The following is a 24,139-nucleotide window of genomic DNA, read 5'->3' as shown; positions in this document are numbered from 1 at the left end:
TTTGCAGATAATCAATCCAGCGTCTACTTTTTAATGGCCCGGCCCCGCTGGCGATGGCGCTAAATCGGTTCACCCGGATCAGGCCCCGACGCCGCGTCCGCTCACCGCAGGGCTACTGCCTGACCCTGGGTATCGAATTGATGCTCGCGGCAGATATCAACCTGTGCGCCAGCAACATCCGTTTTGCCTGGAAGGAAGTGCAACGCGGCATCTTCCGGTTGGGTGGTGCGACCCTTATGTCGCCGGGCGAATCGCCTTGATCAATGACCGCAACGAATACCCCAACTGCGGCGCCAGCCCTTCGGCCCGGGCCATCAAACCGTCCAGGTCCAATTGCTGATCGAGCTCTGACGGCACAATCAGAATCACGTTACCTTCCTTCACCGGCAGTTCCCAATAGTGCCGATGATAAAGGCCACGAAACAGCGCCGCCCCAAGCGGTTTTCCGTCATCGGTGGCCCACTGATTGATCACCAGCCAACCGCCAGGGTTGAGGCGTTTCTGACAGTTTTCGAGAAAACTCCAGGCCAGATGCCCGGCCCCCGGGCCGACATCGGTATACAGGTCGACGAAAATGAGATCCGCAGGCTCGGCAGTCTCCAGCAACTCCAGCGCATCGCCGACGCGGATGTACAGGCGCGGGTCATCATCGAGTCCCAGATATTCAATTGCCAGGCGCGGCACGTCGGGGCGCAGCTCGATGGCTTCGACATCTTCCAGCGGCAAGAACCTGAGGCATGCCTGTGTCAGCGTGCCGGCGCCGAGGCCGAGAAACAATGCGCTTTCCGGCTGCTCGTGGCACAAAGCGCCAATCAACATCGCCCGGGTGTAATCGTATTCGAGCCAGCTCGGATCGGCGGTGAACACACAGCTCTGTTCGATGGCGTCACCGAACTCGAGAAAACGGTAATCGGCCACTTCCAGCACGCGAATCACGCCGAACTCGTCCTGTACCTCGGCGAGCAGATGCTCGACGCGCTCCTCAGTCATTTCGTCTCCTGATCGTTACTCGCTCGTGGCAACGCGACACACCGCGACATGCAGCGGCAAAGGCGCGATTGTCGGCGATGCAACGGCAGCGGGTCACGCACTAATTGCTGATAACATGAGCGTCCGAGCGTAAAACAACAGAGACCGTGATGAGCCAACCGTGGAGCCCTGACAGCTGGCGCGCCCTGCCGATCCAGCAACAACCTCAATACCCCGACGCCGCGCATCTGTCGCACGTCGAGCAAACCCTGGCCAGTTATCCGCCCTTGGTGTTTGCCGGTGAAGCGCGCGAGTTGCGCCGCCAGTTCGCCGAGGTGACCCAGGGGCGCGCGTTTCTGTTGCAGGGTGGCGATTGCGCCGAAAGCTTCGTCGAGTTTTCCGCCGCGAAAATCCGCGATACGTTCAAAGTGCTGCTGCAAATGGCGATCGTCATGACCTTCGCTGCCGGTTGCCCGGTGGTCAAGGTCGGACGCATGGCTGGCCAGTTCGCCAAGCCGCGCTCGGCCAATGACGAAACCATCGATGGCGTAACCCTGCCCGCTTACCGTGGCGACATCGTCAACGGCATCGGTTTCGATGAAAAAAGCCGCGTGCCGGACCCGGAACGTCTGCTGCAGTCGTACCACCAGTCCACCGCCACGCTCAACCTGCTACGAGCCTTCGCACAGGGCGGTTTTGCCGACCTGCATCAGGTGCACAAATGGAACCTGGACTTCATCGCCAACTCGGCGCTCGCGGAAAAATACAGCCACCTGGCTGATCGCATCGACGAAACCCTGGCCTTCATGCGCGCCTGCGGCATGGACAGCTCGCCGCAGCTGCGTGAGACCAGTTTTTTCACGGCCCACGAAGCGCTGCTGCTGAACTACGAAGAAGCTTTTGTGCGCCGCGACAGCCTCACCAACGATTACTACGATTGTTCGGCGCATATGCTGTGGATCGGTGATCGCACCCGTCAGCTCGATGGCGCGCACGTAGAATTTCTGCGCGGGGTGAATAACCCGATCGGGGTGAAAGTCGGCCCGAGCATGAACCCCGAAGACCTGATTCGACTGATCGATGTGCTCAACCCGGACAACGACCCCGGCCGCTTGAACCTGATTGCGCGAATGGGTGCGAACAAGGTCGGCGATCATTTGCCGCCACTGATTCGCGCGGTTCAGCGCGAAGGCAGGCAGGTGCTGTGGAGTTGCGATCCGATGCACGGCAACACCATCAAGGCCAGCAGCGGCTACAAGACTCGCGACTTTGCGCAGATCCTTGGCGAGGTGAAGCAGTTTTTCCAGGTGCACGAGGCGGAGGGCACGTACGCCGGTGGCATTCATATCGAGATGACCGGGCAGAATGTGACCGAGTGCATTGGTGGAGCGCGACCGATTACTGAAGACGGGTTATCGGATCGGTACCACACTCACTGCGATCCGCGGATGAATGCCGATCAGTCGCTGGAATTGGCGTTTCTGATTGCTGAAACCTTGAAGCAAGTCCGCCGGTAAACCGTGTCGCCCCTATCGCGAGCAAGCTCGCTCCCGCAGGATCGCGCTCTACCTGTGGGATTGAGTTTGCTCGCGATGGCCAGATCAAACAGCGCCAATCTCTGCCAGTGCCACCCGTAACCGCCCTGCACTCGCCCGCTGACAATTCAACTGCACCCGCTCCAGCCCCAACCAATCCGCCATCCGCTGCAAATTCACCGCCAACGCCAGCATCCCCGCGTCATCCAGACCCGGGTCCTCCTCGTGCACCGCATGCACCGCCAATCGCCCAAGCGCCCGCTCGGCGCGCAAATCCACCCGCGCGGCGATCCGCTCATTGTGCAAAAACGGCAGCACGTAATAGCCGAAAATGCGCTTCGCCTGAGGCGTGTAAATCTCGAGCCGATAACGAAAATCGAACAACCGCTCGGTGCGACTGCGCTCCCAGATCAGTGAATCAAACGGTGACAACAACGCGCTCGCGGCAACCTTGCGCAGAACCTTGGGCTCGGGCAGGCAATAGGCCGAAGGCCGCCAGCCCTGCACTTGGCACGTCTGCAACGCGCCCGCCTCCACCAGCTCCGCCAAGCGCAGACGCGAATCGCAAGGGTCAAGACGAAAGTAGTCACGCAGGTCTTTTTCCGTCGCTACACCCAGGGCGCTGGCCGCATGCAGTATCAACCCGCGCTGGGCCTCGGGCTCCGTCAGCAACGGCTGTTGCAGAACCTGCGCAGGAATCACCCGTTCCGGCAGATCATACAGTCGCTCAAAACCACGCCGCCCGGCCACGGTCACTTCACCGGCGGCGAACAACCACTCCAGGGCATGCTTTTCCGCACTCCAGTCCCACCAAGGTCCGGCCCGCTCCTGCCGTGTCGACAGGCTGCCGGCGCCCAGCGCGCCGAGCTTCTCGACCGAACACAGCACGCGCCGGATCGTATCCTGCTGCTCCCGACCAAACCGCGCCAGTTGCTGATAAATGCCTTCACCGCGCGCCGCACGTTGCATGCGCCAACGCATCAACGGGTACATCGACAGTGGCAGCAACGACGCTTCATGGCCCCAATATTCGAACAGCGTGCGCTGTCGGCCCGAACTCCAGGCGGCCTGGTCGAGCAGGTTTGGCGAATAATTGCCGAGGCGGGAAAACAGGGGAAGGTAGTGCGAGCGCACCAACGCGTTGACCGAATCGATCTGCAGGATGCCCAGCCGTTCGATCAGCCGGTTGACCTGCACCGCTTTGATCGTCGCTGGCGGCTGGCGCCCGTGGAATCCTTGGGCAGCCAGCGCCAGACGCCGGGCCTGTTTAATGGAAAAGGACAGCGTTGCGGGCATGAGCATCTCCTTGTCTGCTCGCAACCTACCTCACCGCAAGACGGTTTGTGTAGTTGTGGATGACTCATTTGTGCATCGGGTCATCCCAGAATGGGCGGATGGCCTCATGTTCGACATCCGCACGACTGATTCCGATGTCTTTCAATGCTTCATCGCTCATGCTCGCCAGCATCTCGCGCTCACGGTGCAATTCGTACCAGCGGCTGATCTTGTGCAGCAGATCCGACACGACGTGCATGGAATGCTTCTCTACCTCGACATAACCTTTTTGACCTTTCATCTTGTTGCCCTCCGTTTGGGATGGCTCAAGTGTCGCGCCGGGATTAAGATCAATCCAACGAATGTTTCTGATGCAACACATCTCGGAGATTGATGCATGTCCGCTTACCCGAGTATCGACACTGAAGTGCTGCGCACCTTCGTCGCCATCGCCGATCAGGGAGGCTTCACCCGCGCCGGCGAACACGTCAACCGCACACAATCAGCCGTGAGCATGCAGATGAAGCGGCTGGAGGAGGATGTGTTACAGCGCCAGTTATTCCAGCGCGATGGGCGGCAGGTGCGACTGACGGCGGAAGGCCAGGTGTTACTGGGTTACGCGCGGCGGATCCTGAAATTGCACAGCGAAGTGTTCAACACGTTGCGCGAGCCGCACATGGTCGGCACCGTGCGCATTGGCACGCCAGACGATTACGTCATGCGTTTTTTGCCGGGGATTTTGCGCAAGTTTGCTCAGTCTTATCCGCTGATCCAGATCGAAGTGCATTGCGAATCATCAAAACAATTACTGCTGCGTCAGGATCTCGACCTGTCGATTGTCACCCGCGAACCGGGCAACGAGATCGGGCAGTTGTTGCGCAAGGAGCGTTTCGTCTGGGCCGAGGCGCAGTGCTTCAGCGCCCACGAACAGACGCCGCTGCCGCTGGCAATGTTCAACAGCGACTGCTTCTGCCGGCTATGGGCGTGCAACGCGCTGGACGCGATGGGCCGCGACTACCGCGTTGCCTATAACAGTTCCAGTCTGTCGGCGATCATGGCGGTGGTCAGTGCCGGACTGGCCGTCACCGCGCAACTGGAGAGCCTGATCACGCCGGACCTGCGCATCCTCGGCGAGGCCGAAGACCTGCCGGTGTTGCCGGAGGCCAGCATCATGTTGCTGCGTAACCTGCACAATCCCTCGCCGATCACCGAATGCCTGGCCGAACACATCGTTGAAGGCTTCAAACTTTAAAGGCGAGCATCACCGCGCACAGCACCAGAAAGCCGCAGAACAGCCCGCGCAACAGACGCTCCGGCATGGCGTGGGCGACTTTAACGCCCCAACTAATACTCAACAGGCCGCCGACCGCCAGGGGCAAGCCAATCATCCAGTCGACCTGATGATGCACGGCATAGGTGGCGAGCGTAACGCCGGTACTGGGCAATGCCAGCGCCAGCGATAAGCCTTGCGCCACCACTTGCGTAGTGCCGAACACGCTGGTGAGCACCGGCGTGGCGACCACTGCCCCGCCCACACCGAACAACCCGCCCATGGTTCCGGACGCCGCGCCGAGCACGCCCAGCCATGGCCACGAATAACGCATCTGCGCAGTAGCCGGTGCGTGGCCGGTGAACATGCGTATCAGGTTGTAAGCCGACAGCGCGACCAGGAACGCGACAAATCCCGCCCGCATGGTTTGTGCATCGATACCCACCGCCCAGATCGACCCGATCCAGGCGAAAACGAACCCCATTGAGGCCAACGGCAAGGCGTGGCGCAGTTCGATTTTGTTTCGCTGGTGATAACGCCAAAGTGCAAGCATCACGTTTGGCACAACCATCACCAATGCAGTGCCTTGGGCAATCTGCTGATCGAGACCGACCAGCACGCCCAGCAAAGGGATGGCAATCAAACCGCCGCCGATGCCGAATAATCCGCCAAGCGTTCCCAGAGCGGCGCCAAATACCAGATACATCAAAAACTCGATCACGGTTCGTTTCCTTTCGTTGCCGCTGCCCATGCTACGCAGTCGAGGCTGACAGGGAAACGCACAGCAACACACAATGGCTATTCCATCTCGCACAAACCTCAGGTCAGAATTATCTGGCGCATTAAAGATTCGTTCGCTAGATTCATGACGATCACTGATCAAGGCTTTGAAATGACGACCAAGCGCAACACCCCGGATCACTGCGACGACTTGCTGCTGGACAACCAGGCCTGCTTCGCCCTGCACTCGACTTCGCTGCTGATGACCAAGGTTTACAAGCCGCTGCTGCAGGCTCTGGGCCTCACGTATCCGCAGTACCTGGCGATGATGGTCCTGTGGGAACAGGATGGATTGACGGTAGGCGAAATCAGTACAAAGCTGCTCACGGACCCGGGCTCGCTGACGCCTTTGCTCAAACGCCTGGAAGTGGAAGGATTGCTCAGCCGCACCCGTAGCCGGGCGGATGAGCGGGTGGTGATTGTCGAACTGACCGAACAGGGCCGCGTCTTGCGTGACAAGGCACGCGGCATTCCGCAATGTATTCTGGGCGCCACCGGCATGTCGCTGGAGCGACTGCAGAATCTGCAAGCGGAGCTGCAAGCGCTGCGCAGCCATTTGCAGGACAGCCTCTGATCTCCACAAACCAGCGGTCTGTAGGAGCACGCCTTGCTCGCGATGGCGGTGTGTCCTTCACCCTCTGCGCTGAATGGCCCACCGCCTTCGCGAGCAAATTTTTGCTCCCACGGCGGTCATTCTCAAAATTAATTTCTCCTCTTGAACACCCTCCTCGACCGCTCTAAATAGCGGGTGCTGGCCATAATTGCTGCACCACTCCTGAACCCAGATGAAAATTTTTCAGCTATTTATCTTGCGCGCTAAATATTTGCGGGTTACATTCATTTCGCACTTACTTAGCGCGCAAACATTTTGTGCGACAAAATACAAATCCCACGAGGCCAACACTATGCAAACTCTCTACACCGCAATCGCAACCTCTACTGGCGGCCGTGACGGTCGTGCGGTCTCCAGCGACAACATCCTCGACGTCAAACTCGCCACTCCAAAAGAGCTTGGCGGCGCTGGCGGTGCGGCAACCAATCCTGAACAACTGTTCGCTGCCGGCTACTCGGCCTGCTTCATCGGCGCCCTGAAGTTCGTTGCCAGCCAGACCAGGCGCAGCATCCCGAACGACGCCTCGATCACCGCCCACGTCGGTATTGGTCAGATCCCTGGCGGTTTTGGTCTGGACATCGACCTGCACATCAGCCTGCCAGGGCTTGAACAAGCCGATGCGCAATCGCTGGTCGACGCCGCTCACCAGGTTTGCCCTTACTCCAACGCCACCCGTGGCAACGTCGATGTGCGCCTGCACGTGACCGTCTGATCCCTGACTCAAGGCCGAACAGGAAAAACCCCATGAACACTTTCAGCAAAGTCTTGACCGGTACCCTTCTCGCCCTGTCCATCCACAGCGCATTCGCGGGTGACGGGGTTGAACACAACACTCAGGCGTTCCTCGATGTGTTGAATGCCGGCACCGGCAAACCGATTGAACAGCTCAGCCCGAAAGACGCCCGCGCCGTGCTGGTAGGCGCGCAGGCCGGGGTCAAACTGACGCTGCCCAAAGCCGATGTCAGCGAGAAGACCATTCAGGTCGATGGCCAATCGATCAGCCTGACCATCGTCCGGCCGGCCGGGGTCAAGGGTGAGCTGCCGGTGTTCATGTTTTTCCACGGCGGCGGTTGGGTGTTGGGAGATTTCCCGACTCACGAGCGACTGGTGCGCGATCTGGTGGCCGGTTCGGGGGCGGCGGCCGTGTTCGTCAATTACACGCCTTCGCCGGAAGCGCATTACCCGGTGGCGATCAACCAGGCTTACGCCGCGACGAAATGGGTGGCCGAACACGGTAAAGAAATCAACGTCGACGGCAAGCGCCTGGCCGTGGCGGGTAACAGCGTCGGCGGCAACATGGCGGCGGTCGTGGCGCTGATGGCCAAAGACAAAGGCACGCCAGCGATCAGATTTCAGGCCCTGCTGTGGCCAGTGACCGATGCGAATTTCGACACGGCATCTTACAAGCAATTTGCCGAAGGGCACTTCCTCACCCGAAACATGATGAAGTGGTTCTGGGACAACTACACCACCGACGCCCAACAGCGTGACGAGATCTATGCCTCGCCACTGCGAGCGACCACCGCGCAACTCAGGGGCTTGCCACCAGCGCTGGTGCAGACGGCCGGCGCCGATGTGCTGCGTGACGAAGGTGAAGCCTACGCACGCAAACTGGATCAGGCCGGTGTGCCGGTAACCGCGGTGCGTTACAACGGCATGATTCACGATTACGGTTTGTTGAATGTGGTCAGTCAGGTGCCAGCGGTGCGTTCGGCGATGTTGCAGGCGTCCGAAGAATTGAAACAACATCTGAAGAAATAACGCATGACCATCTGTGGGAGCGAGCCTGCTCGCGATGGCGGTGTAACAGTCGACACAAACGTTGAATGCTAAATCGCCATCGCGAGCAAGCTCGCCCCCCACAGGTTTCAGCGTTGACCCGAAACAGCACCCACAAAAAAGCCCGACGCAATGGTCGGGCTTTTTCATTCCTGAAGCTGTGCTTATTTGGCACGGCCTTTGTAGGAACCGCCTTCGCGGGTATCGATTTCGATCATGTCGCCGATTTCGATGAAGTCAGCCACCGACAGTTCGGTACCGTTCTTCAGTTTGGCAGGCTTCATCACCTTGCCGGAAGTGTCGCCGCGAGCGGAACCTTCGGTGTAGTCCACCTGACGCACGATAGTGGTCGGCAGCTCTACGGAAACCAGACGCTCTTCGAAGAAGATCGCTTCGCACACATCGGTCATGCCTTCTTCAACGAAGGGCAGAACGGCTTCGATGTCTTCAGCGTTCAGCTCGTACATGGTGTAGTCGGTGGTGTCCATGAACGTGTAAGTGTCACCGCTGATGAAGGACAGGGTCGCTTCTTTGCGGTCGAGGATCACGTCGTCCAGTTTGTCGTCAGCGCTGTAAACGATCTCGGTCTTGTAACCGGTCAGCAGGTTTTTCAGCTTGGTCTTCATGATCGCGCTGTTACGACCGGACTTGGTGAATTCAGCTTTCTGAACCAGCCAAGGATCGTTTTCGAGACGGATCACGGTACCGGGTTTCAGTTCTTTACCAGTTTTCATTGCGAATATCCGAATTTGGATGGGATTTACAAAAATCTAGGCCGCGTATCATATCCAATTTAGGTAAAACTGTACCAGCGCTGCGGCAAGATCCGCCTGCAAGCCTTGTTCCAGACACCACCCTTCTGCATGGTTTTGCAATTCGGGCCAATGTTTTCGCGCCGATTGCCAGTGGTCGGCCATCGGCTCGCCGGCATTCCACGCGCGCCATAGACCACTCATCGCTTCGCGCGCGGGCTCGGACAGGCCTTTGCTGTAGAGCGTGATGAAGGCTTCGAGCTTGTCGAGGTGGATGTCTTCATCCTGGCGGTAAATGTGCCAGAGCAGCGGACGGCCCGCCCACTGCGCCCGAACGAACGAGTCTTCGCCACGCACGGCGTTGAAATCGCAACACCACAACAACAGGTCGTATTGATCCTGTCGGACAAACGGCAGAATTTGCACGGTTAGCGCATTGCGAACATGAATCGCGCCGACCTTGAGATCGTCCATGCCGAGCCAGCGCTCGACATCCGCCACAATCCGGCCTTCCGGGACCAGCAAATGCGTGGGCGTGGAATCGGTTGCCATCGCATCCAGCCAACTGGCCAGGCCGGTGTTTTCGTAAGCAAACAGCGAGATCAGTTGCGCGCCTTGCGCACGATCGATACCCAGGCTTTGAAGGAAGTTTCGCTGAGCATCGGCGTCTTGCTGAAATTGCCGACACCGAGCCAGCAATCCCCGTTCACGTAGCAAGCCGCCGGTGCCCGGCTGGAAACCCGGAAAGAAGAAAAACTTCTGCACAGTCTTGAATTTCACCGACGGCAAGCCGTGGCAGCCGATCACCCAGTCTTCTGCACTCAAATAATCGAGGTTCATCCACAACGGCGGTTGTTGTCTAGCCGCCATGGCGTCCATGTAGGCGCCGGGCAACTGGCAGGCGAACGCGGCAATGACCACATCGGCAGCGTCGGCGGCTTGCCATTCTTTTGGCCAGTGCCGCACTTCGACACCTTCTTGCCATTGCTGGCTCAGATTGATGTCGATCGGCGGGCAAAGTCGCTCGAAAGCACGCAAGTCATCCACCCATAAGCGCACGGTCACCGAATGCTCGGCCACCAGTTGTCGGGCCAGACGCCAGGTCACGCCAATGTCGCCAAAGTTATCCACCACAGTGCAAAAAATGTCCCAGCGGGTTTTCAGTTCAGGCATTTCAGGCTCCCGTTGGCAAAGCCGCCGATTGTCCGCATAAATTACCTCGTGCAGAAGAGCCGACGGCGTTTAATCTTCATGCGACAATCGCCACTCGCCCGCGATCATCCGCCAGGAGGCAGCCATGCCCTACCGTCCCCACCCGCGCCGCCGCTTGCCGGTGCAGCTCAATACGCTGCAACTGACCGGCAGTATTGCCCTTGGTTTATGGCTGGGATTCCTGGCGATTGCGCTAACCTGCTGGCTCGCCTCCCGGCTGCTATTCAGCGAGCAGCTGGCGCCAGTGGCTCAGGCGGTGCAGCAACTGGCGACCCCGCCGGTAGTGCAACCCGCGCCAGAACCCACGCCGCAAAATCCAATGTTCGAGCAGTATCAGGAAAACCTGCGCAACAACGAGCAACAGCAGATGGCCGAGCAGGCGCGCAGCAGCAAACGCAACCTGTCGAACGCCAAGTGCCAGTTCTGGCTGCAACAGGATCAGAATGCGCCGAGCGAAAAGAGCCGCGCCAATGTTTTGCAGTTCTGCGACTGAACATGAATAAGCACTCGGTCCATCAACTGATCATCGACAAGTTGCATATCGATCTCGACATCGCCGAACGCGCCGCGCAAACCGCCTACGAAACCGCGACTCACGAAGAAAACATCGCCGAAAACAAGTACGACACGCTGGGCCTGGAGGCCTCTTATCTCGCCGCAGGCCAAGCCCGGCGCGTCGACGAAATCCGTCAGTCCCTGACGCTTTGCCAGAACCTGCCCCTGCGCGCCTATGACGAAAAGCGTGGCATCGAAGTCGGCGCCTTGCTGGGTCTCGAAGATGAAAACGGTCGAGAACAATGGCTGTTTCTCGCCCCCGATGCAGCAGGCTTGAAGGTCGATCTGGTGGGGCAACTGATTACCGTCATCACCCCTCGCTCACCGCTGGGCAAGGGCTTGCTGGGCAAATTCGAGGGGGATGAAGTGGAGATTCTGGTGGCGGGCACTCGGCAACAGTTTGCTGTTACCGAGGTGATTTGATCGATATCAGTGAACTGGCAGTTCGACGCCGTCGAACAGCTCTTCCAGTTCCTGCTTGTTATGGCACTGAATGGCTTTGGCCATGACTTCGCGCGTCAGGTGCGGCGCGAATTTCTCGATAAAATCGCACATGAAACCGCGCAGGAAGGTACCGCGACGGAAGCCGATCTTGGTCACGCTGGATTCGAACAGCTCACTGGCATCGAGCACCACCAGGTCGTTATCCAGTTTGGTATCAACCGCCATCTTCGCCACGATGCCCACGCCCAGCCCCAAGCGCACGTAAGTCTTGATCACGTCGGCGTCGGCCGCGGTGAACACCACCTTCGGCGTCAAACCACGATGGCTGAAGGCTTCGTCGAGTTTGGAACGGCCGGTAAAACCGAACACGTAGGTCACGATCGGGTATTCGGCCAGCGCTTCCAGCGTCAGCTTCGACAGTTTGGTCAAAGGATGGCCATGCGGGACAACCACGCAGCGGTTCCAGCGATAGCACGGCATCATCACCAGATCACCGAACAGCTCGAGCGCTTCGGTGGCAATGGCGAAATCGACGGTGCCGTCAGCCGCCATTTCGGCGATCTGCATCGGTGAACCCTGATGCATATGCAGGGCAACGTCCGGATATTGCTTGATGAAATTGCTGATCACCGGCGGCAGGGCATAACGCGCCTGGGTGTGCGTTGTCGCGATAGACAGGGTGCCCTTCTTCTCGTTGGAGAATTCCTGAGCGATCTGCTTGATGCTTTCTACCTTGCGCAGAATCTCGCCGGCGGTGGTAATGATGCGCTCGCCGGCCGGGGTGACGCGGGTCAGGTGTTTGCCGCTGCGAGCAAAAACCTCGACGCCCAATTCGTCTTCCAGCAGACGGATCTGCTTGCTGATGCCCGGCTGAGAGGTGTACAGGCTCTGGGCGGTAGCCGAAACGTTGAGGTCGTGGTGCGCCACTTCCCAGATGTAGCGCAGTTGTTGAAGCTTCATATGAATCCCTCAAAGCAAGGTAGACGCCACGGCATCAGCGACGGTATATAACTATATTAATGGTTTGAAGAATAAATCTAGAACTTTTTATCAGGCAGGCACTATTCGCCTGATGGATCATTAACGATCCCCGTGCCGTCGGCGCTCGACCAACGGCACCAGATAGACCGGCACACGCGCCAGCTGCAACACCCGCGCCGCGGTTCTGCCCAGGGGTGTTTCCGCGCCGGCACCGTGGCTGTGACTCCCTACGATCAGCAAATCCACAGAGAGTTTCTGCACCTGGTCGAGAATCACCTGCGACGGATCGCCCTGCAGCACACGCACTGCCCGAATCCGCTCCAGCTCGTCTTCATCACCGAACTCTTCGCGAAAGCTGTCGAGGACGCGCTGCTCAATGTTGGCGATGACGGTACTCAAACCCTCGCGATGAAAATCGCTCAGCGCCTGCTCATCCAGATAGCTCTGCAAAACGGATTCTGCAAACAGCCCCATTGGCTCAACCGCGTGCACCACATACAGGTCGGCATTGAATGTCCGGGCCAGCGTCAAAGCGTGCTGCATCACCAATGGCGCGTACAAGCCGAGGTCAGTGGCATACAGCATCGACCGAATCATATGACCTCCTCGAGTGCCTACATGGCGGAGATTGATTCAGCTTAGCAGTGCCCAGGCGAGCGCGACGGCCCGCGTAACGCGTTGAAGCACAGGCTTAAACTTTCTGCTCGTTGCTGATGCCGTGGGGCACATGACCGGTGGCCACCACCTCGCGCGCCAACTCGCAGTGGCCGGCCTGATCGTCGAAAAAAACATCGGCGGCAAAGGCTTCGAGAAAAGCCGATTTGGTCAGCCCCCCCAGAAACAGGGATTCATCCAGTCGAATGTCCCACTCGCGCAGCGTGCGGATCACGCGCTCATGGGACGGCGCCGACCGCGCAGTGACCAAGGCCGTGCGAATCGGACAGGCATCGTCCGGGAATTCGCGCTGCAACAGGTTGAGCGCCGCCAAAAAACCTTTGAACGGTCCGCCGCGCAACGGCTCGCGCGCGGATTCGCGCTCACTGGCCTGAAACGCTTCCAGACCGCTGGCCTGGTAGACCCGCTCCGACTCGTCGGAAAACAGCACCGCGTCACCGTCGAAGGCGATGCGCAATTCGTCGCTTGCGGCGCGACTGGCGCCACCCGACAGAATCGTCGCCGCAGCAAATCCGGCATCCAGCGCACTGCGCACATCTTCGGCGTGAGTGGAGAGAAACAGGTCGCAACCGAATGCCTTGAGATACGGGTAAGGACTGCGTCCGCCGACAAACGCGGCGCGGGAAATCGCCAGCCCGTAATGGTGGATCGAGTTGAAGACCCGAAGTCCGGTGTCGGCGCTGTTGCGCGACACCAGAATCACTTCGACCCGGGCGCGGCCCAGGCTGTTATTGAGATTGAGGAGTTTTTCCACCAACGGAAATGCATCGCCGGGCTCAAGGATTTCGTCTTCGTGCTCGATCTGATATTGCCGGTATGCTTCAACGCCGCTCGACAGATACACCTTGTGGCTCTCGCTCAGGTCGAACAACGCACGCGAAGAAATCGCCAGCACCAGTTTGTCATCAATCGTCTTTGCCATGCCCTTCCCCCTCGGTTGACCGACTCAGGTATTACGTCGATCCATAAAACCCAGACTGCGGTACAACGCTTCGATTCGCGGCAGTTCGCAACCTGCCGCTTTCGCGGCCGACAACGGCCGCGCGTAAATCGCTGCCAGTTCCAGCGGCCGCTTGTGCAGGAAATCGTGGTACATGCTAGGCCAGTAATCCGGCAGTTTTTCGGTCATCGTAAACAGATGGTCGGCGCAGCCGGCCGGCATATCGTGACCGCAGGCTTCGGCTCCCTGCACCACTTCCGCCATCAGCGCCTTAATCAGCTCGCGACTGTCGGCATCGGCCATCAACTGGGTAGTGCCCGCGCCGAGCAGCACGGACAAACCGTTATAAGGGATGTTCCAGACCAGCTTTTGCCAGCGCGCCTGGCGCAAATCCGGCATGGCCCGGGATTCGATGCCGGCGCTGCGAAACAAGTCCGCGCCCTCTTCGACAATCGCCATGCGCGCCTGTTCGTCTGCGACGGGGCCGCTATGGTAGCCGACGTTAACCATGCCCAGCGCCTGATGCGTGATCGCGCCAGGCTCAGTGCGATGGACGCATACGAGGCACAGCCCGCCCAGTATGTGCAGCGAACCGGGCAGTAACGCGCGAAGGTTGTCTTCGACGTCCAGACCATTTTGCAGCAGCAGCACTTTGGCGTTCGGCGCTGCAGCAGCAATGATCGCCGGAGCGAGGTCGGCGTTGCTGGTGGTTTTCGCGCCGACCAGCAGCCAGTCGCAGGGCGGCATGTCCGGCGCCGATGAATAAGCCTGAACCGGGTTCAACGTCAGCGCGCCGTGTACGGCACTGTCCACGTGCAGCCCGCCTTCGGCCACCGCGGTAAATTCGCTGCGCAACAAAAAGTGCACATCGAAGCCGGCACGCGCCAGCATCACCCCGTAAAAACCGCCAATGGCACCGGTGCCGATGATTGCGACTCTCGGTTTGGCGACTGCACCCGTCATGGCAACTCCTCTGCTGCTCCAAGCAATGCCTGACGCACGGCTTCGTTGAGCTCGGTGGCGGTCAAGGCTGATTGCACTGCTCCAAAAAATTCACCATCGCGCACTACATAGAGCGCGGGCAAATGAAAAACCCGATAACGCTCGACCACTCCGCCATTGTCCCCGGCGTCGATCCAGCACAATCGATCGACGTTCAGTCCCAGGCTCGGCAAATGCGCTCGCGCATAGCGACAACCGGCGCAGCCGACGCTGGTGAAAATCACCAACGAGACGCCCTTCATCGCCAGCAGCCGTTGGTCGGCGTCGAAATCAGTCAGTTCCGATTCCCCCACTATACTGGGGGAAATAATGTCAGATGGCCGACACCGGGAGTCCGTGTTCATGGGACGTTTCATTCCTCATCCTGACGATGTGCCGGTTGAATTGACGTTGCTTATGCCCGAGTGTATTTCCCGGCAACAGCTGCACACTATCAGCCTCGGGGGCATGGCTTGCAATTACCACCGCGCGTGGCGGCACGGGACTGCACTGGAAGTGCGCATGCCGACGTTGAACCCTGAAGCGCGCTATCCCGGCTATGTCGCATGGTGTCTGCGACGCAAGCGTGGCTATCTGGTGGGCATTGCCTTTGTCGACGAGCAGACGTTGTTCAGCGCACGGATGGGCGAGCAGGTCTGCCGGATCGAACACTATTGCCGCATGCACGATGCGCACAACAACCTGCAGGACATCCAGGCTCTGGCCCTTGAATGGGTGCGCGAACACGCCGACGAGTTTTCCCACGACACGGTTCGCAAGGCTTTTGCACAGCCAGCACTGGATTAAACCCCTGTCTGCCCATTGTCGAGCCACGGTGTAACGCGCTAAGGTTCGGCTCCCCGACGCGCTTAAATTTGCTGTGCTCCGCCGCGCGGGTTCGCTGGCGGCCGGCACCCGTGACCTGACGAGTAAACGATGGCTGATTTACCGATCAACGACCTAAACGTCGCTTCCAACGAGACGCTGATCACTCCCGATCAGCTCAAGCGTGATATCCCGCTGAGCGACGTTGCCCTGCGCACCGTCACCAAGGGTCGCGAAGTGATTCGCAACATTCTTGATGGCACCGACCACCGCCTGTTCGTTGTCATCGGGCCTTGCTCGATCCACGACATCAAGGCTGCCCACGAATACGCCGAGCGCCTGAAAGTGCTCGCCGCTGAAGTGTCCGATACCTTGTATCTGGTCATGCGCGTGTATTTCGAGAAGCCACGTACCACGGTTGGCTGGAAAGGCTTGATCAATGACCCGTATCTGGACGACTCCTTCAAGATTCAGGACGGTCTGCACATCGGTCGTCAGTTGCTGCTGGACCTGGCCGAAATGGGCCTGCCGACCGCGACCGAAGCATTGGACCCGATCTCTCCGCAGTACCTGCAGGATCTGATCAGCTGGTCGGCCATCGGCGCGCGTACGACCGAATCCCAGACCCACCGCGAAATGGCGTCCGGCCTGTCTTCTGCAGTCGGCTTCAAAAACGGTACTGACGGCGGGCTGACCGTAGCGATCAACGCGCTGCAATCGGTTTCCAGCCCGCACCGTTTCCTGGGCATCAACCAAGAAGGTGGCGTGTCGATCGTCACCACCAAGGGCAATGCCTACGGTCACGTGGTGCTGCGCGGTGGCAATGGCAAGCCGAACTATGATTCGGTCAGCGTCGCATTGTGTGAGCAAGCGCTGAACAAGGCGAAGATCAAGCCGAACATCATGGTCGATTGCAGCCACGCCAACTCCAACAAGGACCCGGCCCTGCAACCGTTGGTGATGGAAAACGTCGCCAATCAGATCCTCGAAGGCAACCAGTCGATCATCGGTTTGATGGTCGAGAGTCATTTGAACTGGGGTTGCCAGGCCATTCCGAAAGACCTCGCCGACCTGCAATACGGCGTGTCGATCACTGACGCCTGTATCGATTGGTCCGCCACCGAAAACACCTTGCGCAGCATGCATGCCAAACTCAAGGACGTGTTGCCCAAACGTACCCGCACCTGATTACTGTTTGCCGCACACAAAAACGCCGGGCTTGAACCCGGCGTTTTCATGTTCGCTAAAAGCAGCTGTTTACTGACCCAGCTTGGCGGCATGCCGCTGGTGACGTTCCATGTAGCGCTCGACGTAAGAGCACGACGGAATCACCGTATAGCCCATCGCCTCGGCGTATTCCAGCGCCTTCTCGGTCAGGGCCGCTGCAATGCCGCGGCCACGCAGTGCATTGGGCACAAAAGTGCGATAGATATCCAGGGTCTGTTTTCCCAGATCCATGTAGGTCAGGTAGGCACGATGACCGTCCACAGTGGTCTCGAACTGATGACCAGCCTGGTCATGGTGGATGGACAACGCCTCGCTCATCACTACTCCTCGCGGGTCTTGAATTGTGACCCCTACCTTACCGATGTTTTTCCGGCGAAGGAACATCTACGCCACCCTGTGCCTGAATCGACACCGAAAAAGCTGCACTTCTCGCACAACCGGGCACGTATGAAATAGTAGGCACCATTGGCAGAAATGCTCAAGGTACGCTCGTCATCGCGCAGGTGGCCTAGTGCTGCCCGGGGTGATGCAGAGACTGTTTGACCGATGCTCTTTGCAGGTCGACAGCCTGAACATTGCCGGATGTTGAGACTTGAGACGAGCTGGCCCTTTTAAAGTCACCTCAACATGGATAAAGATTATGAGAGGCGCTGCGCAAAATTCGAACAAAAGTGTAGACGAACGCATATATGCGGACTTTAGCGAAGACTGCAAACAGTCGTATGAGCGCGGAACTTTTCCTTACTAACTCGCTCTGTACGGCGGTTCTAGCTGGATATTCGTTAACCCATGCAGTTAAAAGTTGCTCGAAAAAGAATCAACGCCTACAATTTTTTTGGCTTCTGGCTTCATGTCAGTTTACTTACTACAAGTAATGGGTAGTATGTACGCCGGCTATTTCCTCGTTCTGAGGAGACAGCCACTTAATAGAAAGTCCTTGAAGGGGAACACGATGAACAACGTTCTGAAATTCTCTGCTCTGGCTCTGGCCGCAGTTCTGGCTACCGGTTGCAGCAGCGCATCGAAAGAAACCGAAGCACGTCTGACTGCTACCGAAGACGCAGCAGCTCGCTCCCAGGCTCGTGCAGACGAAGCTTACCGTAAAGCTGATGAAGCTCTGGCTGCTGCTCAAAAAGCACAACAGACTGCTGACGAAGCTAACGAGCGTGCTCTGCGCATGCTGGAAAAAGCTAGCCGCAAGTAATAGTCCCTCGGGATTGTTATCAAGCCGATCCATTTTTGGGTCGGCTTTTTTATTGCCTGACGTTCGGCGCAGGCAATAAACAACCCGCCGAAGCGGTCAGCCTCGGCGGGATGTTTTCAAGCGTTACTGCAGCGGATCGAGCGGCGCGCTCGAGACCATCGGGGCCGGACCGCTCGGCACGCCGATTTCAACCGGCAAGCCATCTTCGGCAGCAACCACGTCCCGCACGACATCCCAGTTCATGCGCAGGTTGTTGGTGATGTCCTCTCGCTTGAGCATCGCGTTGATCACTGCGGTGTGCTTGTCGACTACAGACGGGTTGCCCTTGTCGTCCAGCGGTGTGTGCGCTTCGAGGTAAACCTTGCCGCCGCTCACGCCGAACTTGTACGGATCGCTGATGATGCGCACCGACGTGCCGACCGGAACCATTCCGGCCATTTCCAGCACGTTGTTGTTGAACATACGAAAGCAGCCATGGCTGGTGCGCATGCCGATGCCGAATTTCTTGTTCGATCCGTGGATCAGGTAACCCGGGGTGCCCAAGGTGAACTTGAACGGTCCCAGGGGATTGTCCGGACCGGCCGGGACTACGTTTGGCAGCGGATCACCATCGGCGGCGTGCTCGGCCTTGATCGACGCGGGTGGCGTCCAGGTCGGGTTCGGCGTCTTGCGAATGATGCTGGTGTGCGCAATCGGCGACCCCCAGCCTTCACGACCAATGCCCAGCGGGAAGGTGTAAACCACGTCCCGCCCCTTGGGGAAGTAATAGAGGCGGTATTCGGCCAGGTTGATGACAATTCCTTCACGCGGACCCGGCGGCAGGATGAAGCGCGTTGGCAGCACGATCTCGGTACCAGCGCCCGGCAACCATGGATCGACACCCGGATTGGCTGCAACCATTTCCGAATAGCCCAGGTCGTAAGTCGTGCCAAGGTCGGCGAAGGTGTCTTCGTATTTGGCCTTGATCACCTGCACCTGGCCGATGATGTCTTCACCGGGTGGCGGCAGGGGCAGCTCCAATGCTGCAACGGGACCCGCCACACACAGGGCGGCGAGAGTCAGGCAGCGGGTGACGGCAGGAAAGCGCGGCAACATCCGGAAAATCCTTCGCATGATCGACAAGGGCATAAAAACCGAATTGTACACTGGCGTCTGGAATTTCGGGGAGACTCAAGACCTGTGGCCAGGGCGCTTGCCCCCTGGCCACAAGATGCAGCAATCCGACAGCCCCTCGCCACCGATCAGCTACAGCTCGAAACGCAGCTCAGGCCAGATCGGCGAGGTGCCGCGTTTTTGCGACTCCAGGATGGCCCGGCACAGGGAACACAGGCGCTGGTCCTGAAACACCCGGCGATCCACGGCGGACCAGCGCGGCTGTGCCGGCAACAAGCTGCCACACAGCGTGCGATCCGCCGAACCGCCGAGTTCGAGTTGACGTGTCACCAGATGCACCCGCACTTCCTGACAGGCGAACAGGTCCAGCTGTTCGTCAGGCTCGATCAGTTGGTAGGCAAAAAGGGACCAGGCGGGACGCGGCATCGGGGGCTCCAAATCGGGGGCGCCACCTTAGCCGAAACACCGCCGCTAGAAAAGCGTCAAAGCAGCGGTTTCAGTGCCGGCCAGACATTTTCCAGCAACTTGTCCTGAGCCCCCGCAGCCGGGTGCAAGCCATCGGCCTGCATCAAGTCCGGATGACCGCCCACACCTTCGAGAAAAAACGGCACCAGCGGGACTTTTTTCTGCTCCGCGAGCGAGGGATAAACCTCGGCGAAAGCCTTGGTGTAGCGCGCGCCATAATTGGGTGGAAGCTGCATGCCAAGCAATAACACCTTGGCACCACTGGCGCGGGAGCTGTCGATCATCGCTGCAAGGTTTTGTTGCAATTGCGTCGGGAGCATTCCGCGCAGACCGTCGTTGCCCCCCAACTCGAGGATCACCAGTTCCGGCTTATGCTCTGCAAGCAGCGCGGGCAGGCGCGCCTGGCCTCCAGCGCTGGTGTCGCCGCTGATGGAGGCATTGACCACCTTATCGTCGAAACCTTCGCGCTTGAGCCGCTGCTCAAGCAACGACACCCACCCCAAGCGGGTATCCAGGCCGAAACCGGCGCTGATACTATCGCCAACGATCAGGACTGTACCCGCCGCTGCGTTCTGGGCCATGCACATCAAGGCCAGGCCAGCACTCAAAAACCACACTCGCATCGGATTCTCCATGGGCGCAAGCATTCTCACCGCGAAGAACCTCAGCAAAGTGGTTCCCAGCGCGGAAGGTGAACTGACTATCCTGCACGAACTCAGCCTGGAACTGAACAAGGGCGATAGCCTGGCTATCGTCGGCGCGTCCGGATCCGGCAAATCCACCCTCCTGGGACTGCTCGCCGGCCTCGACCTGCCCAGCAGCGGCGAAGTCACCCTCGCCGGTCAGGGCCTGAGCAATCTCGACGAAGACCAGCGCGCACGTATCCGTGCCGAACACGTGGGTTTTGTGTTCCAGTCGTTTCAATTGCTCGACAGTCTGAATGCGCTCGAAAATGTCATGCTGCCCCTGGAACTGGACGGCCGCAAGGATGCCCGCGAACGCGCCACCCAATTGCTGCAACGCGTCGGCCTCGGCCAGCGCCTGACTCACTCACCGCGCCAGCTCTCCGGCGGCGAGCAACAGCGCGTGGCGATTGCGCGGGCGTTTGCTGCGGAGCCAGACGTGTTGTTTGCCGATGAGCCCACTGGCAACCTCGACAGCCACACCGGCGAGCGTATCAGCGATCTTTTGTTCGAATTGAACAAAGAGCGCGGCACGACCCTGGTGCTGGTCACCCACGACGAACGCCTGGCACATCGCTGCCGGCGCCTGATCCGCCTTGAAGCCGGCCTGCTGGTCGCCCCTCTGGAGCCTTGATGGCACGCCTGCCGCTGTTGCGCCTGTTCAGTCTCGCCATCCGCCAATTGCTGCGCGATGCCCGCGCCGGTGAGCTGCGCGTATTGTTTTTCGCCCTGCTGGTCGCCGTAGCGGCGAGCACCGCGATCGGCTACTTCGGCGCCCGCCTGAATGGCGCCATGATGTTGCGCGCCACCGAATTTCTCGGCGCCGATCTGCTGCTTGAAGGCAGTTCTCCGGCGCGACAGGAACAGATCACCAGCGGTACCGATTTGGGTCTGGAGCACGCTCAGGTCGTGGAATTTTCCAGCGTCATCGCCACCGACACCGGCATTCAGTTGTCGAGCATCAAGGCAGCAGACGATGTGTATCCCCTGCGCGGCGAACTGAAAAGCGCCTCGGCGCCCTTCGCACCGGAAGAAGTCGGCGGCGGGCCCCAGCCCGGTGAAGCCTGGGTCGAAGCGCGATTGCTGACCGCGCTGAATCTGAAGATTGGCGACAGCATTGATGTGGGCATGCGCACCCTGAAACTGGCGCGCGTGTTGACCTATGAACCCGACCGCGCGGGCAATTTCTATAGCCTGACGCCGCGGGTGCTGATCAACCTGAGCGACCTGCAAGCGACAGGGGTGGTGCAACCCGGAAGTCGCGTCAGCTATCGCGAACTCTGGCGCGGCAATGCCCAAACGCTGGAAGCCTATCGCCAATCAATCAACCCCGGCCTGGCGCCGAATCAACGCATTCAGGATGCCCGCGACGGCAATCGGCAAATCGGCGGCGCGCTGGGCAAGGCCGAACGCTATTTGAACATGGCCAGCCTGGTTGCCGTCTTGCTGTCCGGTGTCGCGGTGGCGCTGTCGGCAACGCGCTTTGCCACGCGCAGATTCGACGCCAGTGCACTGTTGCGCTGCCTGGGCTTGTCCCGGCGCGAAACCCTGCTGCTGTTCAGTCTGCAATTGACCGTGCTCGGACTGCTCGCGAGCATCAGCGGTGCCGCGATCGGTTGGCTGGCGCAACTCGGCCTGTTTGCATTGCTGCATGATTTATTGCCGACGGACGTTCCACCGGGAGGCCTGTTCCCGGCCATCGCCGGGATTGCTACCGGGCTGGTGGCCCTTGCCGGATTTGCTCTGCCGCCACTGGCCGCACTCGGCCGTGTGCCCCCTCTGCGCGTATTGCGCCGCGACATGCTGCCAATACCGTCCAGCACCTGGATGGTCTACGGCGCAGCGCTCGGTGCGCTCGGTCTGATCATGTGGCGCCTGAGTCTCGATCTGGTCCTGACGTTCGCCCTGCTCGGCGGCGGCGTAATTGCCGCGCTGGTCCTGGGTGGTTTGCTGTTGCTGCTGTTGAAGAGCCTGCGCCGAATGCTCGCGCGCGCTTCGTTACCGTGGCGCCTCGGCTTGGGCCAATTATTGCGTCATCCGTTGGCGGCGGCAGGTCAGTCGCTGGCGTTTGGCTTGATCCTGCTGTCGATGGCGCTGATCGCTTTATTGCGCGGTGAGCTGCTGGACACCTGGCAGAATCAATTGCCGAAGAATGCACCAAACTATTTTGCGCTGAATATTCTGCCGGCGGACAAACAGGCGTTCACCGATCGCCTGATTGAATTGTCTGCGCAATCGGCACCGCTCTATCCAGTGGTGCCCGGGCGGCTGATCAGTATTAATGGCGAGCCGGTGCAGGAAATCGTCAGCAAGGATTCTGCCGGCGATCGAGCTATTCAGCGCGACCTGAGCCTGACCTGGGCGGCGCAAATGCCTGCAGGCAACACACTCACCGCTGGCAACTGGTGGCCCGAGCAAACGCCGGATGAGATTCCAGGTGTTTCGGTGGAGGGCAAAGTCGCCGAAAGCCTGAAGCTCAAGCTCGGCGACCACATGGTGTTCACCGTCGGCGGGGTCAATCGCGAAGCGAAAGTCACCAGCCTGCGGGAGATCAACTGGGACAACTTCCAGCCAAACTTCTTCATGATTTTCCAGCCCGGCACCTTGAAAGACTTGCCAGCGACCTACCTGACCAGTTTCTATCTGGCGGCCGGTCACGACCAACAGATTGTCGACCTGTCACGCAGCTTCCCGGCAGTCACCATCCTGGGCGTGGAAGCCTTGCTTGAACAACTGCGCAGCATCCTTGCCCAAGTCACCCTGGCCGTGGAATATGTGCTGTTGTTTGTACTGGCGGCCGGGATGGCCGTGCTGTTCTCCGGCCTTCAAGCAACGCTGGACGAACGCATCCGCCAGGGCGCGCTGCTGCGGGCGCTGGGGGCTGAGCGGCAATTGCTGGTCAAGGCCCGGCGGATTGAGTTCGGCTTGCTCGGTGCGATCAGCGGCCTGTTGGCGGCGCTGGGTTCGGAACTGGTAAGCCTGGTGCTGTACCGCTACGCCTTCGACTTGCCATGGCACCCGCACCCATGGTTGCTGGTCCTGCCGGTGATTGGCGCAATCCTGATAGGCGGCGCCGGCGTGTTTGGCACGCGTCGCGCCTTGAACGCCAGCCCGCTGACCGTATTGCGAGAGGGTTGAAAAGACTCCGGCTCCTCAACCACGAGAAGTCGCCATGAACCGTTATCGCCCTCCCCGCACCGCGGGGATCTCGTACAGTATTTCGTTGATCCACCACAACATTTCCCCGCCCGGGGTCTGCACAACCGCCTCGTCACCCACCTCTTTCTTCAACAGCGCCCGGGCCATTGGCGAATCGATCGAGATGTAATCGTTACGGCCGTAAATTTCGTCGTACCCCACAACTCGAAATTTCTTGATGTCCCCCGCCTCGTTTTCAATTTCGACCCAGGCACCGAAGAAGACTTTCCCCTCCTGCTCAGGGGAATACTCGACTACCCGCACGTCCTCGAGCCGCTTACGAAGGTATCGGACTCTACGATCAATCTCTCGGAGCAGCTTCTTGTTGTACTGGTAATCCGCATTCTCACTGCGGTCGCCCAGCGACGCCGCCCAAGTAACCTTCCTGGTTGTGTCGGGACGCTTCTCCCGCCAAAGGAAGTCGAGCTCTTGCTTCAGGGCCTCATGACCTTCCTTTGTGATGATGTTGGTACTCAAGTCGGATGTGTCACTAACGATGAACTCCAATAAGGCAAGAGCGGGTCAAGAATGCCCGGCTACCAATCCAGATGGTCGAAACGATTGCCAAAGCTGAATTATCAAATTGCATGTGGCTCTACAGCTTAGTGAATCGGGCCCGGGTTGTGTAGGTTCATCCAGGCAGTCGCCAAAAAGATTTGCGCA

The 24,139-nt window shown here is 59.3% G+C and carries 28 protein-coding genes and 1 pseudogene; 13 read left to right on the top strand and 16 right to left on the bottom strand.

The features are described from left to right. Positions 1–107: 107 nt before the first annotated feature. Positions 108–236, top strand: a pseudogene (locus ACYZT1_RS09625) (crotonase/enoyl-CoA hydratase family protein); the annotation flags it as partial. Here the strand turns inward: ACYZT1_RS09625 and ACYZT1_RS09620 are convergent. Beyond that, on the bottom strand, positions 235–990 hold the full coding sequence (locus tag ACYZT1_RS09620) for a spermidine synthase (RefSeq protein WP_462018717.1): 756 nt from the start codon (positions 988–990) through the stop codon (positions 235–237). The pseudogene ACYZT1_RS09625 and the gene ACYZT1_RS09620 overlap by 2 nt on opposite strands. A 149-nt stretch (positions 991–1,139) precedes the next feature. Here ACYZT1_RS09620 and ACYZT1_RS09615 point away from each other — a divergent pair, with 149 nt between their 5' ends. Next, the gene (locus ACYZT1_RS09615) at positions 1,140–2,486 is read left to right on the top strand and encodes a class II 3-deoxy-7-phosphoheptulonate synthase (RefSeq protein ID WP_462018716.1); all 1,347 of its coding nucleotides are present in this window, start codon (positions 1,140–1,142) and stop codon (positions 2,484–2,486) included. Positions 2,487–2,570: 84 nt separating this feature from the next. Here the strand turns inward: ACYZT1_RS09615 and ACYZT1_RS09610 are convergent, their stop codons facing one another. Then, on the bottom strand, positions 2,571–3,800 hold the full coding sequence (locus ACYZT1_RS09610) for a winged helix-turn-helix domain-containing protein (protein WP_462018715.1): 1,230 nt from the start codon (positions 3,798–3,800) through the stop codon (positions 2,571–2,573). A gap of 64 nt (positions 3,801–3,864) precedes the next feature. Continuing rightward, positions 3,865–4,080 carry a DUF1127 domain-containing protein gene (locus ACYZT1_RS09605; protein WP_462018714.1) on the bottom strand — a complete coding sequence of 72 codons (216 nt, stop codon included), beginning with the start codon at positions 4,078–4,080 and terminating at the stop codon, positions 3,865–3,867. Positions 4,081–4,176: 96 nt separating this feature from the next. Here ACYZT1_RS09605 and ACYZT1_RS09600 point away from each other — a divergent pair, with 96 nt between their 5' ends. After that, positions 4,177–5,031: a LysR substrate-binding domain-containing protein gene (locus ACYZT1_RS09600; protein WP_462018713.1), complete on the top strand. Its 855-nt coding sequence runs from the start codon at positions 4,177–4,179 to the stop codon at positions 5,029–5,031. Here ACYZT1_RS09600 and ACYZT1_RS09595 read toward each other — a convergent pair. Then, on the bottom strand, positions 5,021–5,755 hold the full coding sequence (locus ACYZT1_RS09595) for a sulfite exporter TauE/SafE family protein (protein WP_462019218.1): 735 nt from the start codon (positions 5,753–5,755) through the stop codon (positions 5,021–5,023). The genes ACYZT1_RS09600 and ACYZT1_RS09595 overlap by 11 nt on opposite strands. A gap of 186 nt (positions 5,756–5,941) precedes the next feature. On the opposite strand from ACYZT1_RS09595, the gene ACYZT1_RS09590 reads away from it, so the two are divergent. The 3 genes from ACYZT1_RS09590 to ACYZT1_RS09580 all read left to right on the top strand — a co-directional run bounded on the left by ACYZT1_RS09590 (position 5,942) and on the right by ACYZT1_RS09580 (position 8,203). Beyond that, entirely contained in the window at positions 5,942–6,403 is a 462-nt protein-coding gene (locus ACYZT1_RS09590) for a MarR family winged helix-turn-helix transcriptional regulator (RefSeq protein ID WP_462019217.1), read from the top strand. A 331-nt stretch (positions 6,404–6,734) separates the two neighbouring features. Next, on the top strand, positions 6,735–7,154 hold the full coding sequence (locus tag ACYZT1_RS09585; protein WP_462018712.1) for an organic hydroperoxide resistance protein: 420 nt from the start codon (positions 6,735–6,737) through the stop codon (positions 7,152–7,154). A gap of 32 nt (positions 7,155–7,186) precedes the next feature. Beyond that, positions 7,187–8,203, top strand: coding sequence for an alpha/beta hydrolase (locus tag ACYZT1_RS09580; protein ID WP_462018711.1), 1,017 nt, complete (start codon positions 7,187–7,189; stop codon positions 8,201–8,203). 182 nt (positions 8,204–8,385) lie between these two features. Here ACYZT1_RS09580 and ACYZT1_RS09575 read toward each other — a convergent pair whose 3' ends face one another. Next, entirely contained in the window at positions 8,386–8,955 is a 570-nt protein-coding gene (locus ACYZT1_RS09575; RefSeq protein WP_007943632.1) for an elongation factor P, read from the bottom strand. Between the two features lie 48 nt (positions 8,956–9,003). Further along, positions 9,004–10,146: an elongation factor P maturation arginine rhamnosyltransferase EarP gene (earP, locus tag ACYZT1_RS09570; protein ID WP_462018710.1), complete on the bottom strand. Its 1,143-nt coding sequence runs from the start codon at positions 10,144–10,146 to the stop codon at positions 9,004–9,006. A gap of 124 nt (positions 10,147–10,270) precedes the next feature. Here earP and ACYZT1_RS09565 point away from each other — a divergent pair, with 124 nt between their 5' ends. Together ACYZT1_RS09565 and ACYZT1_RS09560 are read left to right on the top strand one after the other, a co-directional pair. Next, positions 10,271–10,678: a hypothetical protein gene (locus ACYZT1_RS09565; protein WP_462018709.1), complete on the top strand. Its 408-nt coding sequence runs from the start codon at positions 10,271–10,273 to the stop codon at positions 10,676–10,678. 2 nt (positions 10,679–10,680) lie between these two features. Next, positions 10,681–11,163, top strand: coding sequence for a GreA/GreB family elongation factor (locus ACYZT1_RS09560; RefSeq protein ID WP_462018708.1), 483 nt, complete (start codon positions 10,681–10,683; stop codon positions 11,161–11,163). A gap of 6 nt (positions 11,164–11,169) precedes the next feature. On the opposite strand, the gene cysB is transcribed toward ACYZT1_RS09560, so the two are convergent. The 5 genes from cysB to ACYZT1_RS09535 form a co-directional block, all read right to left on the bottom strand. Continuing rightward, positions 11,170–12,144 carry an HTH-type transcriptional regulator CysB gene (gene cysB / locus ACYZT1_RS09555; RefSeq protein WP_462018707.1) on the bottom strand — a complete coding sequence of 325 codons (975 nt, stop codon included), beginning with the start codon at positions 12,142–12,144 and terminating at the stop codon, positions 11,170–11,172. A gap of 120 nt (positions 12,145–12,264) precedes the next feature. Next, a complete protein-coding gene (locus ACYZT1_RS09550; protein WP_462018706.1) occupies positions 12,265–12,762 on the bottom strand; it encodes a universal stress protein in 498 nt (165 codons plus the stop codon). Between the two features lie 94 nt (positions 12,763–12,856). Continuing rightward, on the bottom strand, positions 12,857–13,762 hold the full coding sequence (locus ACYZT1_RS09545) for a 5'-nucleotidase (RefSeq protein ID WP_462018705.1): 906 nt from the start codon (positions 13,760–13,762) through the stop codon (positions 12,857–12,859). 24 nt (positions 13,763–13,786) lie between these two features. Continuing rightward, entirely contained in the window at positions 13,787–14,743 is a 957-nt protein-coding gene (locus ACYZT1_RS09540; protein WP_462018704.1) for a putative 2-dehydropantoate 2-reductase, read from the bottom strand. Then, entirely contained in the window at positions 14,740–15,126 is a 387-nt protein-coding gene (locus ACYZT1_RS09535; RefSeq protein ID WP_462019216.1) for a thioredoxin family protein, read from the bottom strand. The genes ACYZT1_RS09540 and ACYZT1_RS09535 overlap by 4 nt, the downstream gene beginning before the upstream one ends. On the opposite strand from ACYZT1_RS09535, the gene ACYZT1_RS09530 reads away from it, so the two are divergent. Next, complete coding sequence (locus ACYZT1_RS09530; protein ID WP_462018703.1) at positions 15,125–15,568, top strand: PilZ domain-containing protein; 444 nt, start codon at positions 15,125–15,127, stop codon at positions 15,566–15,568. The two genes, ACYZT1_RS09535 and ACYZT1_RS09530, sit on opposite strands and share 2 nt — an antisense overlap. 129 nt (positions 15,569–15,697) lie before the next feature. Further along, positions 15,698–16,774, top strand: a complete 1,077-nt coding sequence (locus tag ACYZT1_RS09525) for a 3-deoxy-7-phosphoheptulonate synthase (RefSeq protein WP_462018702.1) — start codon at positions 15,698–15,700, stop codon at positions 16,772–16,774. A 69-nt stretch (positions 16,775–16,843) separates the two neighbouring features. On the opposite strand, the gene ACYZT1_RS09520 is transcribed toward ACYZT1_RS09525, so the two are convergent. Then, positions 16,844–17,131 carry a GNAT family N-acetyltransferase gene (locus ACYZT1_RS09520; RefSeq protein WP_462018701.1) on the bottom strand — a complete coding sequence of 96 codons (288 nt, stop codon included), beginning with the start codon at positions 17,129–17,131 and terminating at the stop codon, positions 16,844–16,846. Between the two features lie 634 nt (positions 17,132–17,765). Here ACYZT1_RS09520 and oprI point away from each other — a divergent pair. Continuing rightward, positions 17,766–18,017, top strand: a complete 252-nt coding sequence (oprI, locus tag ACYZT1_RS09515) for an outer membrane lipoprotei OprI (RefSeq protein WP_003183784.1) — start codon at positions 17,766–17,768, stop codon at positions 18,015–18,017. 123 nt (positions 18,018–18,140) lie between these two features. On the opposite strand, the gene ACYZT1_RS09510 is transcribed toward oprI, so the two are convergent. The 3 genes from ACYZT1_RS09510 to ACYZT1_RS09500 form a co-directional block, all read right to left on the bottom strand. Continuing rightward, entirely contained in the window at positions 18,141–19,112 is a 972-nt protein-coding gene (locus ACYZT1_RS09510; RefSeq protein ID WP_462018700.1) for a L,D-transpeptidase family protein, read from the bottom strand. 150 nt (positions 19,113–19,262) lie between these two features. Beyond that, positions 19,263–19,556: a hypothetical protein gene (locus ACYZT1_RS09505; protein WP_462018699.1), complete on the bottom strand. Its 294-nt coding sequence runs from the start codon at positions 19,554–19,556 to the stop codon at positions 19,263–19,265. Between the two features lie 56 nt (positions 19,557–19,612). Continuing rightward, positions 19,613–20,218 (bottom strand): arylesterase, encoded by a 606-nt coding sequence (locus ACYZT1_RS09500; protein ID WP_028619978.1) that lies wholly within the window; start codon positions 20,216–20,218, stop codon positions 19,613–19,615. 10 nt (positions 20,219–20,228) lie between these two features. Here ACYZT1_RS09500 and ACYZT1_RS09495 point away from each other — a divergent pair, with 10 nt between their 5' ends. Together ACYZT1_RS09495 and ACYZT1_RS09490 are read left to right on the top strand one after the other, a co-directional pair. Then, positions 20,229–20,912 carry an ABC transporter ATP-binding protein gene (locus tag ACYZT1_RS09495; RefSeq protein ID WP_016770883.1) on the top strand — a complete coding sequence of 228 codons (684 nt, stop codon included), beginning with the start codon at positions 20,229–20,231 and terminating at the stop codon, positions 20,910–20,912. Then, complete coding sequence (locus tag ACYZT1_RS09490; RefSeq protein WP_462018698.1) at positions 20,912–23,416, top strand: ABC transporter permease; 2,505 nt, start codon at positions 20,912–20,914, stop codon at positions 23,414–23,416. The genes ACYZT1_RS09495 and ACYZT1_RS09490 overlap by 1 nt, the downstream gene beginning before the upstream one ends. A gap of 42 nt (positions 23,417–23,458) precedes the next feature. Here ACYZT1_RS09490 and greB read toward each other — a convergent pair whose 3' ends face one another. Beyond that, positions 23,459–23,953: a transcription elongation factor GreB gene (gene greB / locus ACYZT1_RS09485; RefSeq protein ID WP_462018697.1), complete on the bottom strand. Its 495-nt coding sequence runs from the start codon at positions 23,951–23,953 to the stop codon at positions 23,459–23,461. Positions 23,954–24,139 lie beyond the last annotated feature (186 nt).

This window comes from Pseudomonas sp. PB3P13, from assembly GCF_054897735.1.
The sequence above is the reverse complement of the archived record's forward strand: the minus strand, read 5'-3'. Positions and strand labels throughout refer to the sequence as shown.